Origin of the sequence: Thiomicrorhabdus arctica DSM 13458 (assembly GCF_000381085.1) — a bacterium.
Taxonomy (GTDB): domain Bacteria; phylum Pseudomonadota; class Gammaproteobacteria; order Thiomicrospirales; family Thiomicrospiraceae; genus Thiomicrorhabdus; species Thiomicrorhabdus arctica.
On sequence record NZ_KB905899.1, the window covers coordinates 1227117 to 1244620 of the forward strand.

General features: G+C 41.7%; 15 protein-coding genes. 3 read left to right on the plus strand and 12 right to left on the minus strand.

Annotation, left to right across the window (positions count from 1 at the left end):
- Positions 1 to 59: 59 nt before the first annotated feature.
- The 10 genes from F612_RS0105700 to guaB form a co-directional block, all read right to left on the minus strand.
- A complete protein-coding gene (locus F612_RS0105700; RefSeq protein ID WP_019556792.1) occupies positions 60 to 836 on the minus strand; it encodes a nitrilase-related carbon-nitrogen hydrolase in 777 nt (258 codons plus the stop codon).
- A gap of 232 nt (positions 837 to 1068) precedes the next feature.
- Positions 1069 to 2673, minus strand: a complete 1605-nt coding sequence (locus F612_RS0105705) for an ABC-F family ATPase (protein WP_019556793.1) — start codon at positions 2671 to 2673, stop codon at positions 1069 to 1071.
- Between the two features lie 219 nt (positions 2674 to 2892).
- Positions 2893 to 4788, minus strand: a complete 1896-nt coding sequence (gene htpG / locus F612_RS0105710) for a molecular chaperone HtpG (RefSeq protein ID WP_019556794.1) — start codon at positions 4786 to 4788, stop codon at positions 2893 to 2895.
- A gap of 147 nt (positions 4789 to 4935) precedes the next feature.
- Entirely contained in the window at positions 4936 to 5868 is a 933-nt protein-coding gene (locus F612_RS0105715; RefSeq protein ID WP_019556795.1) for a hypothetical protein, read from the minus strand.
- 209 nt (positions 5869 to 6077) lie between these two features.
- A complete protein-coding gene (locus F612_RS0105720) occupies positions 6078 to 6647 on the minus strand; it encodes a hypothetical protein (protein ID WP_019556796.1) in 570 nt (189 codons plus the stop codon).
- Between the two features lie 51 nt (positions 6648 to 6698).
- The gene (locus F612_RS0105725) at positions 6699 to 8768 is read right to left on the minus strand and encodes a chemotaxis protein CheA (RefSeq protein WP_019556797.1); all 2070 of its coding nucleotides are present in this window, start codon (positions 8766 to 8768) and stop codon (positions 6699 to 6701) included.
- Between the two features lie 12 nt (positions 8769 to 8780).
- The gene (gene cheD / locus F612_RS0105730) at positions 8781 to 9356 is read right to left on the minus strand and encodes a chemoreceptor glutamine deamidase CheD (RefSeq protein ID WP_019556798.1); all 576 of its coding nucleotides are present in this window, start codon (positions 9354 to 9356) and stop codon (positions 8781 to 8783) included.
- Between the two features lie 156 nt (positions 9357 to 9512).
- Positions 9513 to 10067, minus strand: coding sequence for a tRNA adenosine(34) deaminase TadA (gene tadA / locus F612_RS0105735; protein WP_019556799.1), 555 nt, complete (start codon positions 10065 to 10067; stop codon positions 9513 to 9515).
- A gap of 102 nt (positions 10068 to 10169) precedes the next feature.
- On the minus strand, positions 10170 to 11750 hold the full coding sequence (guaA, locus tag F612_RS0105740; protein ID WP_019556800.1) for a glutamine-hydrolyzing GMP synthase: 1581 nt from the start codon (positions 11748 to 11750) through the stop codon (positions 10170 to 10172).
- A 103-nt stretch (positions 11751 to 11853) separates the two neighbouring features.
- Positions 11854 to 13314 carry an IMP dehydrogenase gene (guaB, locus tag F612_RS0105745; protein ID WP_019556801.1) on the minus strand — a complete coding sequence of 487 codons (1461 nt, stop codon included), beginning with the start codon at positions 13312 to 13314 and terminating at the stop codon, positions 11854 to 11856.
- A 328-nt stretch (positions 13315 to 13642) separates the two neighbouring features.
- On the opposite strand from guaB, the gene F612_RS0105750 reads away from it, so the two are divergent.
- A complete protein-coding gene (locus tag F612_RS0105750; RefSeq protein WP_019556802.1) occupies positions 13643 to 13972 on the plus strand; it encodes a hypothetical protein in 330 nt (109 codons plus the stop codon).
- A 100-nt stretch (positions 13973 to 14072) separates the two neighbouring features.
- On the opposite strand, the gene F612_RS0105755 is transcribed toward F612_RS0105750, so the two are convergent.
- On the minus strand, positions 14073 to 14741 hold the full coding sequence (locus F612_RS0105755) for an energy-coupling factor ABC transporter permease (RefSeq protein ID WP_019556803.1): 669 nt from the start codon (positions 14739 to 14741) through the stop codon (positions 14073 to 14075).
- A gap of 127 nt (positions 14742 to 14868) precedes the next feature.
- On the opposite strand from F612_RS0105755, the gene F612_RS0105760 reads away from it, so the two are divergent.
- Positions 14869 to 15264 carry an RDD family protein gene (locus F612_RS0105760; RefSeq protein ID WP_019556804.1) on the plus strand — a complete coding sequence of 132 codons (396 nt, stop codon included), beginning with the start codon at positions 14869 to 14871 and terminating at the stop codon, positions 15262 to 15264.
- A gap of 45 nt (positions 15265 to 15309) precedes the next feature.
- Positions 15310 to 16140, plus strand: coding sequence for a phosphoserine phosphatase SerB (gene serB, locus F612_RS0105765; protein ID WP_019556805.1), 831 nt, complete (start codon positions 15310 to 15312; stop codon positions 16138 to 16140).
- Between the two features lie 114 nt (positions 16141 to 16254).
- Here serB and F612_RS0105770 read toward each other — a convergent pair whose 3' ends face one another.
- Positions 16255 to 17250, minus strand: coding sequence for an MBL fold metallo-hydrolase (locus F612_RS0105770; protein WP_019556806.1), 996 nt, complete (start codon positions 17248 to 17250; stop codon positions 16255 to 16257).
- Positions 17251 to 17504 lie beyond the last annotated feature (254 nt).

Genomic DNA, 17504 nt, shown 5'->3' on the forward strand with positions numbered 1-17504 from the left:
AACAGACTTTTATTTGTCTAAAAATCGTGTCATTAAAGGTCACAAGGCCTGATGACCTCTTACTTCTGCATATCCTGTAAAAATGGAAACTGTTTACGTACCAGCTTAACCTCTAAAACCTCAATTTCGGTCACAACAACCTCATCTGTCGCTTTACCGTAAGAAAGCACTTCACCTAGGGGGTTAATCACCATCGAACCGCCAATATAATTTAAATCATTACCATCTCTGCCCACACGATTCACGCCGACGATAAAACATTGGTTTTCAATGGCACGCGCTGCAAGCAAGGTTTCCCAGTGAGATTGACGTGACTCAGGCCAATTGGCAATCACAAAAATAACTTCTGCCTCTCTAACGACTTTGCGGAACAGCTCTGGAAAACGTAAGTCATAACAGATAAAAAGACTGCAGGTTACCCCATTAAGGTCAAAGAGACAGGATTGATTGCCAGGAAGATAAATCGCTTGCTCATTGGCATAAGAAAAGGGCATTTGCTTGATATAACGTGCACTTCTCTGCCCATAAGGATTGAATACCCAACCCGAGTTTCTGAAGAGAGTATCCTCTCCGTCCATCTCTGTCTCAGCGACTCCAGCAATGAGAAAAATGCCAAACTCTCCTGCGAGCATAGCCAAGTTGCTCAGCAATTCATCCGTCCTTGATGTGAACCGCTCAGGGTGCATCGAGAAACCACTTTGATACAACTCTGGCAACACGGCAACATCCACCTTTTGCCCTTGCCCCATTATTTCGTTGAGCTGCGAACGTAAAGCGTCAACATTTGAACTGCTGTCCTCCCAAACGCCGTTCCACTGTAAACTAGCAATTTTCAATACAACCTCCCCCCTCTCTCTGCAGAGATAACGTTACGCTATTATGACCTCTACACGCATGTACATTTGCACTCTAAAACACCGATACAACACGAATGTTATCATCATTTTACAAGTCATCAAGTCTAGCTTAATACCGAAACGGTTAAGCGTCAAAATTAGCGCACAAAAAAGCCCGCTAATCCATTCCAGACGAGCAGGCCGTTTGAGTCTTACGTTTTGAGCTCTAAATTTAAACTAAGGTCGTCAAATAAGACTCATAATCACCACGGAAATCAAGACTTGTCCCGTCCCCTTTCATGACCAGCAAACGAGAGGCTACTGAAGAGATGAACTCTCTGTCATGTGATACAAATATAATCGTACCAGGATAATCCACCATCGCTTGGTTTAGAGACTCAATCGATTCCATATCCAAATGGTTAGTCGGCTCATCCATAATCAAAATATTTGGCTTTTGCAACATTAATTTACCAAACAACATACGCCCTTGCTCGCCCCCAGAAAGGACTTTGACGGACTTATCAATCTCTTTTTGTGAGAACAACAAACGGCCTAAAACGGCGCGTAAAGCCTGCTCATCATCCCCTGGCTGTTTCCATTGGCTCATCCAATCAAACAAACTCATGTCTTCTTCAAAGTCATGACCGTGGTCTTGACCGTAATAACCTATCTTAACGTTATCAGACCATTTGACGGTACCTGACGTTAAGTCTGTTTCGCCGTTCAAACATTTTAAGAAGGTGGTTTTACCGACACCGTTGGCACCGATTACCCCTAATTTTTCGCCGACTTCCAACATCAAGTTAAGGTCTTTAATCACCAGGTTATCTTCACCTTCGTTGTCAGAATAGACTTTACCAAGGCTGTCCACTTCTAGTGCTAAACGGAATAATTTTTTATCCTGTTCAAAACGGATAAAGGGATTCACTCGACTAGAAGCTTTGACTTCAGAAAGTTCAATCTTATCAATTGCTTTAGCACGAGAACTCGCTTGCTTGGCTTTAGAGGCGTTTGCAGAAAAGCGACTTACAAAGGCTTTCAACTCATTGATTTGTCCTTGTTTTTTGGCATTATCAGATAACAGTTGATCACGTACCATCGTTGAGGCTTCCATATACTGATCATAGTTACCAGGGTAGATACGCAACTCACCATAATCCAAATCGGCCATATGGGTACAAACACTGTTTAAAAAGTGTCGATCATGGGAAATAATGATCATCGTACTTTTACGTTCATTAAGAATGTTTTCCAACCAAGTGATGGTGTTAATATCCAGGTTGTTGGTCGGCTCATCCAGCAATAATATATCAGGATTTGAAAACAGGGCTTGTGCTAATAACACACGTAACTTCCAACCTGGAGCGACTTCACTCATTGGTCCAAAATGTTGCTCCACTGGGATCTCAAGTCCCAACAATAACTCACCGGCACGGGATTCAGAGGTATAACCATCCATCTCACCAAACTGTACCTCTAAGTTTGCCACCAGCATACCTTCCGTTTCTGACATCGCTGGTAAGCTATAAATACGGTCACGTTCTTTTTTAACTTCCCATAATTCAGGCTGTCCCATAATGACGGTATCTACAACACTGTACTCTTCGTAAGCAAACTGATCCTGTTTTAGTTTACCGACGCGTTCATTTTCATCCACACTTACGCTGCCCGAGGTCTGAACTAAATCGCCCCCTAAAATTTTCATAAAGGTCGACTTACCGCAACCGTTGGCACCGATTAAACCGTAACGTTTACCGCCACCGAACTTAACTGAGATATCTTCAAAAAGGGGTTTTTCACCAAACTGCATGGTGATATTAGCTGTTGAAATCAAAAATTATTCCTACTCTTTACTTGAAATGACGGCCTAAATTTGTCTACAAACCTGGCTGTCTAAAAATGGGGGGTTATTAATTGGCGCTATTGTGCCATAAATTAAGGGTAAACGTTTGTTTTAAATGTAAAAAACCCTAAATGACCAGGCCTGGTCATTTAGGGTTTTAGAAAAAAAATGATTTAATCGCTAAATTAAATCATCAATTTTATCAACGAATTAAATCACTTCACTGAGTAAAGCGTTCATACGTTTAATGAAGGCTGCTGGGTTTTCTAAAGAATCCCCTTCTGCTAGTTGGGCTTGCTCTAACAAGAACAGAGACCACTCTTTAAGCTTAGCGTCATCTTTAATTGATTCTAACTTTTTAACTAAAGCATGATCTGGATTCAATTCCAAAACAGGCTTCTGCTTAGGCATTGCTTGCCCCATCTGTTCCATCATGCGTACCATATGGGCTGACATATCACCTTCGGCACTCACCACACAGGCGGGTGAATCCGTGAGACGACTGGTCATGCGAACATCCGAAACAACATCCTCAATGACCGCTTTCACTTTATCCGTTAAAGCGTCGCGCGTTTTCTTCTCATCTTCAGACAGATCTTTTTCAGCTTCATCTGCAAACTCTTTTAGATCTGCAGAAGTAATCGATTTAAGCGATTTACCTTCAAAGTCCGTCAAGTGGGAGACTAACCACTCATCAATACGATCTGACAACAACAAGACTTCGATGCCTTTTTTACGGAACATCTCCAGGTGCGGGCTACCTTTCGCCGCAGCATGAGTATCGGCCACAATATAGTAAATCGCTTCTTGATCTGGCTGCATTCGATCAACATATTGCGCGAATGAAACACGTTGTTCGGTAGTGCTTTCATCATATGTAGAGGCAAAACGCATTAACTGAGCAATCTTATCTTTATTGGCAAAATCTTCAACCAAACCTTCTTTCATGACTTGGCCAAACTCGTCCCAGAAGGTGTTGTAATCGGCTTGGTCTTCAGCCGAAGACAGCTTGCTTAACTCAGTCAAAATGCGTTTAACCGAAGCCCCACGAATCTTATCAACCACTTTATTGCTCTGTAAGATTTCGCGCGAGACATTCAACGGTAAGTCCGCAGAATCAATGACCCCACGTACAAAACGTAAGTAGGTCGGCATTAATTGTTCAGCGTCATCCATAATAAAAACACGCTTAACATACAATTTTAAGCCATAACGACGATCACGTTCATATAGATCAAACGGTGCTTTTTTAGGAATATACAATAATGATGTATATTCCAATGTACCTTCAACTTTATTATGGATATGCGCTAGCGGCTCACCAAAATCATGAGTGATTGTTTGGTAGAAGTTGGTGTAATCTTCTTCACTTAGGTCTGATTTAGACTGGGTCCACAAAGCCGTTGCTTTATTGACCTGCTCAAATGTACCGGTCGGCTTTTGTGCTTTGGCCTCTTCATCCCACTCTGAACCCGCCATTTTAATTGGGAAACTAATATGGTCAGAGTAAGTGGTGATGATGTTCTTTAAACGCGCTTCTTCTAGAAACTCGCTCATATCTTTTTTAAGGTGGAGAACAATTTCTGTACCTTTAGTCGCCTTTTCAACGGTTTCTAAGGTAAATTCACCTTCACCTTGGGAGATCCATTTAGTCGCTTCAATCACGGGTGTGCCAGCTTTACGGGTCGTTAAGACCACCTCATCAGCCACAATGAAAGATGAGTAGAAACCCACTCCGAATTGACCAATCAGGTGAGAGTCTTTCGCTTGATCACCGGTCATGTTTTCCAAGAATTTTTTAGTTCCAGAATTGGCAATGGTTCCGATGTTTGCAATGACTTCGTCACGGGTCATACCAATACCATTATCCGAAATGGTCAGTGTACCGCTCTCTTTATCAAATTCGACCTGAATAAAAAGTTCTTCTTCCCCTTCGGTTAAAGCATCATTTGAGACCGCTTCAAAACGTAATTTATCCAAAGCATCGGAAGCATTGGAAACAAGCTCACGTAAAAATATTTCTTTGTTTGAATATAACGCATGAATCATTAATTTTAGAAGTTGATTCACTTCCGTCTGAAACGCGTGAGTTTCGGTTGTACTCATTGATAAATCTCCAAGTTAGGTTATTGAATGGATAGATGTGCCCATTTCATAGGGTTAAAAAAGTTGTTATTCAAGGCTTTTAAACAAAAAAAGCACAGAATATTCTGTGCTTTTTGTAGACCTACCATTCAGTATTTATAAAAAGGATTAGAAATCGGATTCTACTTCAATTTTTTTATTATTCGCGACGGCTTTTAAAGCTTCTGTAATATTATCAGGTGCACCTGCAATACTCATAAAACTACCCTCCCCCATCATAGAAAGATGTGGCCAGTTAACTGCGATACGGAATTTACCATTTAAGGCCATGACCTCGCCATCCACCACTAAAATTTCATATGGGAAATGGGCTGCGTGGGTCATTCCCTTTTTATCAATCGCTTCACTGATAAATTGATCAGAGGCTTCTTTATACTTTAAAGCGACGCCAAAAACACTCATTTTTTTGCCCGGAATATCTATGCGATACACTTTAGAAGAATCTGCCATATGCGCTGTTAAACCCGCCTCAACGGATTTCAGTGCAGATTCATACGAATCAAACTCTGCCAATTCATCTTCATCGTCAAAATAAGGCATCATCATTTTATAGTGATATTCACGCAACTCTTTATCACTAATAGGCTCATCGGCACCGTACTCTTGTTGTGCGCCCAAAGCGGTCTTCATAGAAGACTGGATAGGTTGGATATCACCTTTCATCCGATAGACATTCCACATGTATCCAGGGTTAGTATAACTAATGTCAACATCTGTCCCCTTTTGAACCACGGCAATACGCTCCATTGCACCAAAGCCACCATTTTCAGACAGTCCAGCCATGGATTTCAGTGCAGAATTCGTCACGACAATCACCTGAGTATTAGAACTTGGTGAATAACTGCCAACAATATCAAAACCATTTGCTTTTAAGGATGTTTGAGTACTTTCTATGGCACTCTGTAAAGAAGCACCTACTTGAGTAGTACCTTGCATGAAGGGCATGTACTCTGCTGCCATAGATGCCATCGGCACGGTTAAAAGGGATGCACTCAATAACGAAGATTGAATGAGTTTCAGATTGAAAGACTTAAGTTGCATACATTACCTTTTTATTTAAGAAGTTGATGACCAATTCTTCGGCTTGCTCTATTGTCATAAATTTTACTAATTAATGAAACATGAATTATTTTATGACCGAATAAACTCTTTGCAAAATAATGATATAGCGCTCTATGGGTAAATTTAATGCATAAAAAAACCCGCTTTAAACGGGTTTTAAAACAAGACTGTGTAAAAACAATCAAACTTTAAAAGAGCTCATCTTCATCCTCTAAGACTTCACCTTCATGCATTCTTTGCTTCATTCTCTGTTTCATAATAGAAATCGCTTCTTCTACAGGGGTATGCTGATCAAAAACGAGTTCAAACAACTCTTCTTCTTCCCGCATGGTTGTACCTTGACGAACGCTGGTTTTAAACGCTTTCCACTCAGCGGCATCTTTGACTCGCATCTCATGAGAAACAATCTCTGCAAGACCTGATATTCCATGAGAGACATGCTCTAGACGCTGACTCAACTTATCATAAAATTGAAAGGCGATAATGGATTGATTCATTTTAGATTCAAGTTCACTTGCTTCACTTTGTAATTCCGTTTGCAATGACTGCGCTGACTCTCCAGCCAAAGCGGCGATCTTCAGACTAAATGCCTGAATCTTTTCAATGTGCCGTGACATATACGTAAATGAATCAATTAACGTATTGACCGAGTTATCCCCCTCTGTTATCGATAGATCTATTTGAGCCACAGATAAATTTAAAATTAATATCGTTTGTTGAACTTCTTTTGAACCAAGTGAAAACTCTTCGCCTGTCATACTGACCTCTAAAAAATAAAAACATAATCATTAAAACAAACTGTTTGGATGCTATGCAGCATGTAATTTCGCACTGCCGCCTTTATGGCTGGTAACGGTTTCCATGACATCCAAAATAAGTGAGACGGTACCATCCCCTAAAATAGTCGCGCCCGCAATGCCATCAATTTTCATAAAGTTGCTTTCTAAACTTTTAATAACCACTTGCTGTTGACCAAGTAAATCGTCAACAAACACGCCTGCACGCTGCCCACCAGATTCAATCACAACCAGCAAACCGTCTGCCAGATCTTCTTTGGCATCATACACACCTAACTTTTTATGCAAACGAATAACAGGAATATAGCTATCGCGTAATTTGTATAACTCCGTCTCTCCTGCGATGCCTTTAATTAAAGATTTATCGACTTGAATTGATTCAATAATAGAAACTAATGGGAAAACAAACGTCTGGCTGCCAACAGAACATAATTGACCGTCTAAGATGGCGAGCGTTAAGGGTAGTGTAATTGTAAAGACACTCCCTTCGCCGACAGTGGTTTTAACATCTACAGAGCCTCCGAGCCCTTTAATATTACGACGCACCACATCCATACCTACACCACGACCGGAGATATCACTCACGACGTCAGCCGTTGAGAAACCAGCATGGAAGATCAGATCGACGATTTCATCCCGGGTTAAGTTATGATCAGCTTCAATCACCCCTTTTTCAATAGCTTTCGCTTCAATTCTATCAGGGTTAATGCCGGCACCATCATCGGTAATTTGAATCAGAATGCTTCCACCTTGGTGGAAAGCCGCCATTTTAACCGTGCCTATCTCAGGCTTGCCTGCTGCAATTCTTACTTCGGGCTGTTCAATACCATGATCAATCGAGTTACGTACAATATGTACGAGTGGATCAGTCAACTGTTCCAGCATGGTTTTATCAAGTTCCGTGCCTTCGCCTTCCATGACCAAATCAATTTGCTTACCGAGTTTTTGACTCACATCATGCACAATTCGAGGTAATCGGTTAAAAGCAAAACTGACCGGTAGCATACGGATATTCATCACACTTTCTTGAAGCTCTCGCGTATGGCGCTCTAAATGCATTAAGCCTTCTTTTAATTTTTCAACCCAGTCATTACCTTCATCAGAGCCTTTTCCACCGTTTGCTTCTTCGGCGTACTCGCCAAATTGGCTTAACATTGATTGGGTAATAACGAGTTCGCCAACCAAGTTAACCATTTGATCAATTTTGCTTAAATCTACGCGAATCGAACCTTCTTGCTTAGGTGCTTTTGCTGCCGGCTTTTCGTCTTTCTTAACCGTTGCAGGTGCTGCAGAGACGGTAGCAACAGGCTCTTTAGCTTGAGGAACAGGGGTAATTTCAGCAACCGGAGGCACGGAAATATCTACAGAGGTTGGTGCTATTATCGTGATTTCAGCTCCGTCACCGTCAATCCACTCAAAGACCTCTTTAATATCCTCTTCATTAACGGAATCACCAGTGAGTATCAAGTCCCACTTAAGGTACAATGATTCGGCATCAAACAGTGCTAATTCAGGTAAAGCACTGACATCCGTTTTAACAGAAAGCTTTCCGAGCGTTTCAAGTTCTCGAAAAATACGAATCGGCTCGTTTCCAGTCTGTAATAACTCTTTTTCTGGCACGATTTGAATTTGCCATTCACCACCACTCGCCTCAGCCGAGTCAACCAAGGGTATTTCAAGGTCTGCATCTGCGGACTCTCCACCCAATATGGCTTCCAATATTTGTTGAACAGAACTGGCTCGCTCATCATCAATAGGATCATGATTCTGCAGCTTAGAGAGCATGTCTCTCAAGACATCCACGGCCGCTAACATTGCATCAATAGATTCTTGGGTCACCTCTCTTCGACCGTCACGCATCTCATCTAACAAGGTTTCTAGAACATGAGTAAAGCCTGCAATTTCACTGAATCCAAATGTGCCACTGCCACCTTTAATTGAGTGTGCAGCACGGAAAATTTCATTAATTTTCTCATTATCAGGCACGCCAGTAGGCAAATCCAACAAGCCTGTCTCCATGACATCCAAACCTTCAAAGCTCTCTTCGAGGTAAGTTAAGCGAAAAGTTTCCATCATATCCATAGCGTTTATTCCTTAGAAAAGTTCTGCATCGCCTTCAACAGGCTTAGATTCAATATTTGTAATATAGCGACTTTCTTGATCAGCCAGCGACTGATTATGCATTGCATTCAACCGCCTAACTCGTACTCGACCACTCAAGGGGTAATACAACACCTTTCGTGGATAAATATCACCAATGTCTTGTGAGACTATTTTAAAGCCTTCTGTGTAGATGTAATCAAATGCGAAGCCAATATTGTACCAACCAATATTTGTCATCGAACTCATGATGCGACCACCACCAAAAAGCTTAAATTCCAAACGCTCTCTTTTACCGCCGGAAGAGAGTATGGCATTGACCAAATTTTCCATGGCATAGTTACCATATCGATTTGCATCCGACAGTTCCGTTGGCCGAGTTGAATTTTTATCAACCGGCAACATAAAATGGTTCATTCCACCTATCCCTGCAATAGGGTCTCTGACACAAGCAGAGATGCAGGAACCTAAAACGGTCTCAATTCGCTCATTGTTGTGAGTGACGTAAAACTCACCCGGTAAAATTTTAATGGTTGTTATCCCTTCTGCAGGATCAACACTTTTTTGCATATTGGCTAACTTTCATCCTAAATTAATAGTGTATTTTCGAGGAGGAAACACACAAGATGTATGATTCAGCACTTTTTATGTCCCTTATACTCGCATTGTTTCCTACAACTGGCAAGGTTCAATTGCATCATTTTTGTTTAGGCAACCTCTATAAAATTACGAATTGATCAAGCGAGCCTTTAACTGTCGCTTAATTTCCTTATTAAATGCTCTACGCATTCTGAAAAAATGACTTAATTGGGCACTGCACTCTGCTTGTAAAACACCTGCAACAATTTCGAGTTTGTGATTTAAATTTTCATTTGCGACCAGATTAAAGACAGAACCTGCGGCACCAGTTTTCAAATCAGGGGCCGCATAAACGACACGTGCGACCCTAGCATGAACCATCGCAGAGGCACACATTGGACAAGGCTCCAAAGTGACATATAAGGTACAGTCTATTAAACGATAGTTTTCGACTGCTTGACCTGCACTCTTTAATGCAATCATTTCGGCATGCGCCGTAGGATCATGATTTTGAATCGACTGATTCCAACCTTCTGCTACCCAATCTCCGCCCAAAACAATGACGGCACCCACCGGTATTTCTCCTTGGGATTCAGCCTTCTCTGCCAGTCGATAAGCATATTGCATCCAAAATAAGTCTTGCTCTTCCTGTGAAAGCCCGACGGGACAGAGTTGATCCGTTTTCAGAGTTTCTTTTGGCATAATCCTTCTCTAAAATAGGGGGCATTTAAAACGCTTAATAAAAATAAAAAAGGCCTTCAAAAAGAAAGCCCTTCAATTTAGAAATTTAATTTATTACTTAACCTATTCCCACTCAATCGTCGCGGGTGGCTTACTTGAAATATCGTAGACTACCCGTGAAATACGTGGGATTTCATTAATAATACGTCCGGACACATGTTCCAAAAACTCATAGGGCAAATGGGCCCAACGAGCGGTCATAAAGTCGATGGTTTCGACGGCACGCAGAGCCACCACATAATCATAACGTCTTGCATCCCCGACCACGCCAACGGATTTAACTGGCAAGAAGACAGTGAAGGCTTGTGATGTCTTATCGTATAACTCCCACTTAACCAACTCTTCAATATAGATATTATCCGCCAAACGTAAAATATCAGCATACTCTTTTTTAACCTCCCCCAAGATGCGCACGCCCAAACCAGGTCCAGGAAATGGATGACGATAGACCATGTTATACGGCAAACCTAAAGCAACCCCTAACTTACGTACCTCATCTTTGAATAGCTCACGCAACGGTTCAATTAACGACATGTCCATATCGTCAGGCAGACCACCCACATTGTGGTGAGATTTAATGACTTTGGCTTTGCCCGTTTTAGAACCTGCGGATTCAATCACATCTGGATAAATAGTGCCTTGCGCCAACCATTTTACACCCTGTAACTTAGTGGATTCAGCATCAAATACCTCAATAAATTCATGGCCTATGATTTTGCGCTTTTTCTCTGGATCCGTTTCACCCGCTAAAGCCGCCATAAAACGTTCTTCAACATCCGCACGAATGACTCTAAGCCCCATATTTTCAGCAAACATGGCCATCACTTGATCACCTTCTTTATAACGCAACAAGCCGTGATCGACAAACACACACGTCAACTGGTCGCCAATCGCTTTATGCAGTAAAGCCGCTACGACGGAAGAGTCAACCCCTCCTGAAAGACCTAACATAACTTGGTCTGAACCGACTAACTCACGTACTTTTTTGACACTGTCTTCAATGATGTTTTCAGTGGTCCACAACTTTTGACAACCACACAAGGTGATAACAAAACGCTCAAGCATTCGTAAGCCTTGCTTTGTATGCGTCACTTCAGGATGGAATTGAATACCATAAAAGTTTTTGTCTTCATTCGCCATGCCGGCAATTGGGCAACTCGGAGTGCTGGCCATCAATTTGAAACCATCTGGCATCGACTCCACACGATCTCCGTGAGACATCCACACGTCTAACATGCCATACCCTTCTGGCGTCACTTCATCTTCAATCTCACCTAACAGCTTAGTATGACCGTGTGCACGTACTTGAGCATATCCATATTCATGTTCTGTCGAGCTAATGACTTTGCCACCTAACTGCTCGGCCATAGTTTGCATGCCGTAGCAGATACCCAAAACAGGCACGCCTAGCTGAAAGACAATGTCCGGCGCGACCGGAGAATCTTCACCTGTCACCGTTTCAGGCCCCCCTGAAAGAATAATGCCTCGTGCTCCAAACGCTTCAACATCTTTGGCATCGATATCCCAAGGTTCTACTTCACAATAGACGCCAATTTCACGAATGCGGCGCGCAATTAACTGCGTATACTGAGAGCCAAAGTCTAAAATAAGAATTCGATGATCATGAATGTTTGCTTGAGTCATAGTTTTTCCCAATTTGAAAAGTTTATAAAGACAAAAAGCTTTTGTAGGTTGACCACAAAAGCCTTATTGATTTAAAGATTGATAAAGAAAGCTAATTTAACCATTACATTCTATAGTTTGGGGCTTCCTTGGTAATGGTTACATCATGCACATGGCTTTCAGCCATACCAGCCGAAGTTACTCTTACAAAGGAAGGCTTAGAGTTCATTGTTGGGATGTCCTTACAACCGGTATACCCCATACTCGAACGAATCCCGCCACATAATTGGTGAATAATCGGTGCTAAAGGCCCTTTATACGCGACACGTGCCTCAACACCCTCTGGCACGAGCTTGTCTTCTGCATTACTGGCTTGAAAATAACGATCACTTGAACCAGAAGGTTGTGCCATTGCACCCAAAGAACCCATACCTCGATACGACTTGTAAGCACGCCCTTGTAGATATTCGATTTCGCCAGGAGACTCTTCTGTTCCCGCAAACATGCTACCAATCATGCACGATGCCGCTCCAGCAACCAAGGCTTTGGCTACATCGCCTGAAAAACGCAGTCCGCCATCAGCGATCACAGGCACGCCCGTTCCTTGCAGAGCTTTAGCCACATTTGAAATCGCAGAAATTTGGGGTACGCCCACACCCGCAACAATACGTGTGGTGCAGATTGAACCCGGTCCAATTCCAACTTTAACCCCATCTACACCCGCTTTAACCATATCCAAAGCAGCTTCAGCAGTGGCGATATTGCCGCCGATCACATCTACTTGAGGATAGTTCTGCTTAACCCAAGCGACACGATCCAATACCCCTTGAGAGTGACCATGTGCCGTATCAACGATAATAACATCCACGCCAGCCGCAACGAGTGCTTCCACTCGATCTGCGGTTTCGGCTCCCGTTCCTACCGCAGCACCGACGCGCAAACTACCGCTGTCATCTTTACATGCATGTGGATGATCGGAGGACTTCATCATATCCGAAACGGTAATCATCCCTTTTAATTCAAAAGCATCATTGACCACTAAAACACGTTCAATACGGTGCGCGTGCAATAGGTCCAGAACCACTTCACGCTTTTCTTTTTCTTTGACCGTGACTAACTTGTTTTTTGGCGTCATGATTTTTGCGACGGACTGCGTTAAATCCGTTACAAAACGAATATCACGAGTGGTTACGATGCCAACCAGTGCATCGCCATCCATAACAGGTGCGCTTGAAATACGATTCTTTTTAGTCACTGAAACGACTTCTGCAACCGTATCCGTAACTTGCACAGTCACTGGATCTAAAATAACACCATGTTCGTATTTTTTAACCTTACTGACCACATCGGCTTGTTCTTCAACCGTCATATTTTTATGTACAATTCCAATTCCGCCTTCTTGAGCCATCGAAATCGCTAAACGTGCTTCAGTGACCGTATCCATTGCTGCAGATAGAAAAGGGATATTTAACGAAATATTACGGGTTAATTTTGTTTTTAAACAAACATCTTTTGGTAACACAGTTGAGTGCGCCGGAACCAATAAAACGTCATCAAACGTTAATGCATCTTGCAATATTCTCATTTTTTCTACCTTCTATAATTCTTTATGGGTCGATCAATTATTTTTCTAGGTTATTTACAGATACTACAGGCAAAACCTTATAACCTTAAAATTCAACAAGTTATATAGCACAATCGCAGTAAATCCTTAAAAAAACAACGTGTTTTCTATCTAATGCCGTCTATTATAAAGATTGACACGACTGGGGTAAACTTAATAACGTAGTCTTCTAGGCGAAAACAGTAAAAAACTGTTCGTAATTAGCTTTCACTATCTGTCAATAGCCATTACAATGGTTTGGCGAATAAAAATATAAAAGCGCGTTTTAGTTTAATTTGGAGGATGACTAATGAAAAAATTATTAATGACTGCTGCACTGGTAGCAACTGTATCTCTTGCTGGCTGTGCTGGCAATGAAGCCAAAGCTGATTCTTATGAGGACATTGTAGCAGCAGCCACAGCAACTCATGCTGATGCCGCAAAATCAGGTTACACTTGGAAGCAAAAGAAAATGAAAAAGGGCTATGTAGACACTTACTTAGCTAAAGCTGAAGAAGCAAAAGCCAAAGGCGATGATGAAGGCGCTCTTAAAGCGGCTAAACAAGCTTTAAAAACGGCAAAAGCAGAAGTTGCTCAACGTGACTCCGCAAATGGACTAAAAGCGGGTTGGGAAAAATAATCCAATTTTCTTTTATTAAAAAGACCGGCTTAGGCCGGTTTTTTTATGTCTTTAAATCAAGTGCTGATATGACATTCAACTTTCATTGGAGCTCGACTTACTAACGCTTTTTAATCTCAGTTTGATCTTGAAAACTACTCACCCATTGCGGTTTCAGCAAAATCACGACCAGCATAACCAGACTATTCAAAACCCCTTCAGGCACGGCGATTAATGGAATAAATGGCAGATAACTTTGTTTTAATACTTCCAAGCTATACGCCTCTGATATCCATAATACCCAAGCCCCGACCAAAAGCGAAGTCACTACCCCAATTGCAGCGGCTAAAAATGTATTAAATAACAGATAGACAAAAAAGTTTTTTTCTAAAAATCGGTTTGAAATTTCTAGCATCAGCGCAGTAATCATAATCGGCAACACCCCCATCACTACGCCATTTAACCCGAATGAGAGCCACCCTAAATCCTCTCTAAAAGTGATCCCTACTAATATCAAGGACATCCCAAGCATGGCAAATTGCGGTGAAAACATTAATGTGAAAATGGTCATTAATAAGAAATGAAATGTCAGACCACCCCCCAAGCTGGCTGAAACCTGCCAGACGAAAAAGATTATGGCTGCCACAGCCAATAAGACATGTTGCGCACTTTTATCCGTCTCAATTTTATGCCATGGTGCTGTCTTAAACGCCCAAAAAAGGCAGAACAAAAACAACAACCAGCCGGCCACAATAAAAGACAGTGTAAGGGTATCTGCGAACAAATTCATTCTTCACCTTCTGTTTAAGTACACTCTTAATCACTTACTCGCAGATAACAATTCATCAAGTTCCACAAGGGAGCGTGTACAATACTTTCTTAACCAATTCACTAATTAATTATAAGCTCAAGACCTCATGAATGGATTAAAAATAATTTTTGCTTTTTTTTATGATTTGCTATTATTGTGCGCACTCTGGTTTGTTGCCACGATCCCCTTCCTAATATGGCAAGGCGAACGTTTTGCACAAAATCCCTTAATGCTTTTGGCGTTTCAAATATATTTGATTGCCATCACCTACATATACCTAACCTATTTTTGGATGCAAAATGGCCAGACACCGGGCTTACGCACTTGGAAACTTCAACTTCAACGCGAAGATGGCTTTTTATTAACCCGACACAATAGCAACCTTAGGTTTACCTTAGCAACTTTGCTATTCCCCATCGGTTGGATTGGTTTATTTACGCCCAAAAAACAACTTTTGCAGGATATTCTAGCAAAGACTAAAATAGTTCCCATTCAACCTTAGTGCATTTAAAACACTTTTAAATGACCCATTTTTACAGGAATTTCCATGACAACGATCCTTATTCATAGCAACGTACTGAATTTTGAACAGAGTAAAGTCATTGAGCGTACTTTTGGCAAACCCTTCAAAATTGATAACCACTATCGAATTCATGTGAAAAACAGACCTTCTAATGAAACGATCAGCCAACTAGCTGAAAGCATCCAAGCTGACGTGAATGTCTTACCTGAAGACTTTAACGCCAAAGAAATTAAGTTGGTCATAAGTGATATGGACTCTACTCTTATTTCAATTGAATGTGTCGATGAAATTGCCGATTTTATTAATGTAAAACCTGAAGTCTCGGCAATCACTGAAGCAGCGATGCGTGGCGAATTGGATTTTGAAGCTTCGCTTGTTAAACGTGTCGCCCTCTTGACTGGACTGGATACGAGTGCATTGCAACAGGTGTTTGATGAGCGCTTAACCTTGAACCCAGGAGCCAAAACGTGGATTAAAGGGCTGCATAAATCGGGTATTAAGTTCGCATTGGTCTCAGGCGGTTTCACCTTCTTTACCGAACGGTTACATACGCAGCTAAAACTGGATTTCAGTCGCGCTAATTTATTAGGCGAAGCACAGGGTAAATTAACAGGCGAAGTGATTGGTGGCATTATTGGCGCCCAGGCCAAAGCCGATTTTTTACACGAGTTGTGTGAACAATTGGAGATACAACCAAACCAAGTCATTGCAGTCGGTGATGGTGCCAATGACTTACTCATGATGCATGCGGCCGGTTTAAGTGTTGCTTACCACGCCAAACCTGCAGTACAACAACAAGCGATGACATGCCTTAATCATCGCGGACTCGATGCGATACTGGATTTTATCGCTTAAGCACCAAAAAAAGCACGCTACCAGGCCTGGTCATTTTTAAAACCTCAATAAAAAAGCCGAGAGAATTGAGATTCTCTCGGCTTTTTTATTGAAAACTGTTTTGCTTAGGTCACATTAAAACAGATTGCTTTCTACTTCAGCTGCAGCAATTCCAATATAGTTACCAATGGTCGAATCATACCCTGGCCAATTACTCGCGACCTCCTTCATAAATGGATTTGCTAAAATCTTTGGCTTCATTTCAAAATCAGATAGGCCCTCATCATAGTACTTAGCCGCATCACCATAGATGATTTCACAGAAGGTCTGCATATCATTACAAATGGCCGCATCATCGTGCGGACCATGCCCTAACAGATAATGATCACACCCCAAGGCTTTGACTTCTTTCATGGTATGGATAGTGCCGGCAAAAGAACCATCAGCCATGTTAGCGACCCGACGCATCGCCGTATCGCCTATGTAAGCCAATTTGTCTTCCACCACCTGAACAATCAAATCAGACTCGGTATGCGCTTTACCAAACTGGTGAATCTTAATCGTTGTATCGCCAAGCGTAAATGTCTCACCACCGACAAAGGTTTTAGTCGGTAACGTCACAATCGTACCTGAAATTGCGTTATCAGAGTTACGCTGCATAAAGTTATACCAGAAGGCACCATTATCTTTTTTAATATTCGCAATACACGTTGGATGCGCATAGATTTCAACATCAGGATAAGCCTCAACAAAAGCATGATTACCCAAGAAGTGATCCCCGTGATAATGGGTATTAATGACTTTCACAACAGGCTTATCCGTTATTTTTTTGATTTGGCGGAGCACCATTTCACCGATTTGCACCGAACTGCCGGTATCAACCACAATGACCCCTTCGCTGGTAACAATGAACCCAGGGTTGTTAAAGAAAGCATGGTTTTCCGGGCTTGGTCCAGCATCCTTAGCCAAAATATAGTAAGAACGGTCCGTCACTTTAGTGGGTGTAACATCATACATCGGCTCAGCACGAACCATTAGGTCATCACTGGCGTATAATGGTTTGATGGCTGACATTCCCACCAGACCGACTGAAAAACTTAAAGCTGACTTTAACAAATCACGACGTTTCATTGACTCTTCCTATCGATAATTAACATTTAATTGAAATTCTTTAGATTTTATCACCTTTGACGATTCACGAACACTCCTACTTTTACGAAGAAACTGTCTCACACCATGACAATAACATTCCATTAAACCCATGGTTTTAACATGCCTTTTCTCACTGAGAATCATAAAAAGACAGTATTCAGTCATACATTTCATTATAAAACGCTGATAAAAAGATTAAAATATTCAGCCAGACAGTCCCTGTAAAATTCGCA

Excerpts from the sequence above, each read along its gene's own strand:
- htpG (WP_019556794.1), bottom strand. The coding sequence starts at position 4,788 with ATGAGTACAACCGAAACTCACGCGTTTCAGACGGAAGTGAATCAACTT.
- guaB (WP_019556801.1), bottom strand. The coding sequence starts at position 13,314 with ATGAGAATATTGCAAGATGCATTAACGTTTGATGACGTTTTATTGGTT.
- guaA (WP_019556800.1), bottom strand. The coding sequence starts at position 11,750 with ATGACTCAAGCAAACATTCATGATCATCGAATTCTTATTTTAGACTTT.
- F612_RS0105770 (WP_019556806.1), bottom strand. The coding sequence starts at position 17,250 with ATGAAACGTCGTGATTTGTTAAAGTCAGCTTTAAGTTTTTCAGTCGGT.
- F612_RS0105725 (WP_019556797.1), bottom strand. The coding sequence starts at position 8,768 with ATGGATATGATGGAAACTTTTCGCTTAACTTACCTCGAAGAGAGCTTT.
- tadA (WP_019556799.1), bottom strand. The coding sequence starts at position 10,067 with ATGCCAAAAGAAACTCTGAAAACGGATCAACTCTGTCCCGTCGGGCTT.
- F612_RS0105760 (WP_019556804.1), top strand. The coding sequence starts at position 14,869 with ATGAATGGATTAAAAATAATTTTTGCTTTTTTTTATGATTTGCTATTA.
- serB (WP_019556805.1), top strand. The coding sequence starts at position 15,310 with ATGACAACGATCCTTATTCATAGCAACGTACTGAATTTTGAACAGAGT.
- F612_RS0105750 (WP_019556802.1), top strand. The coding sequence starts at position 13,643 with ATGAAAAAATTATTAATGACTGCTGCACTGGTAGCAACTGTATCTCTT.
- F612_RS0105755 (WP_019556803.1), bottom strand. The coding sequence starts at position 14,741 with ATGAATTTGTTCGCAGATACCCTTACACTGTCTTTTATTGTGGCCGGC.
- F612_RS0105715 (WP_019556795.1), bottom strand. The coding sequence starts at position 5,868 with ATGCAACTTAAGTCTTTCAATCTGAAACTCATTCAATCTTCGTTATTG.
- F612_RS0105720 (WP_019556796.1), bottom strand. The coding sequence starts at position 6,647 with ATGACAGGCGAAGAGTTTTCACTTGGTTCAAAAGAAGTTCAACAAACG.
- cheD (WP_019556798.1), bottom strand. The coding sequence starts at position 9,356 with ATGCAAAAAAGTGTTGATCCTGCAGAAGGGATAACAACCATTAAAATT.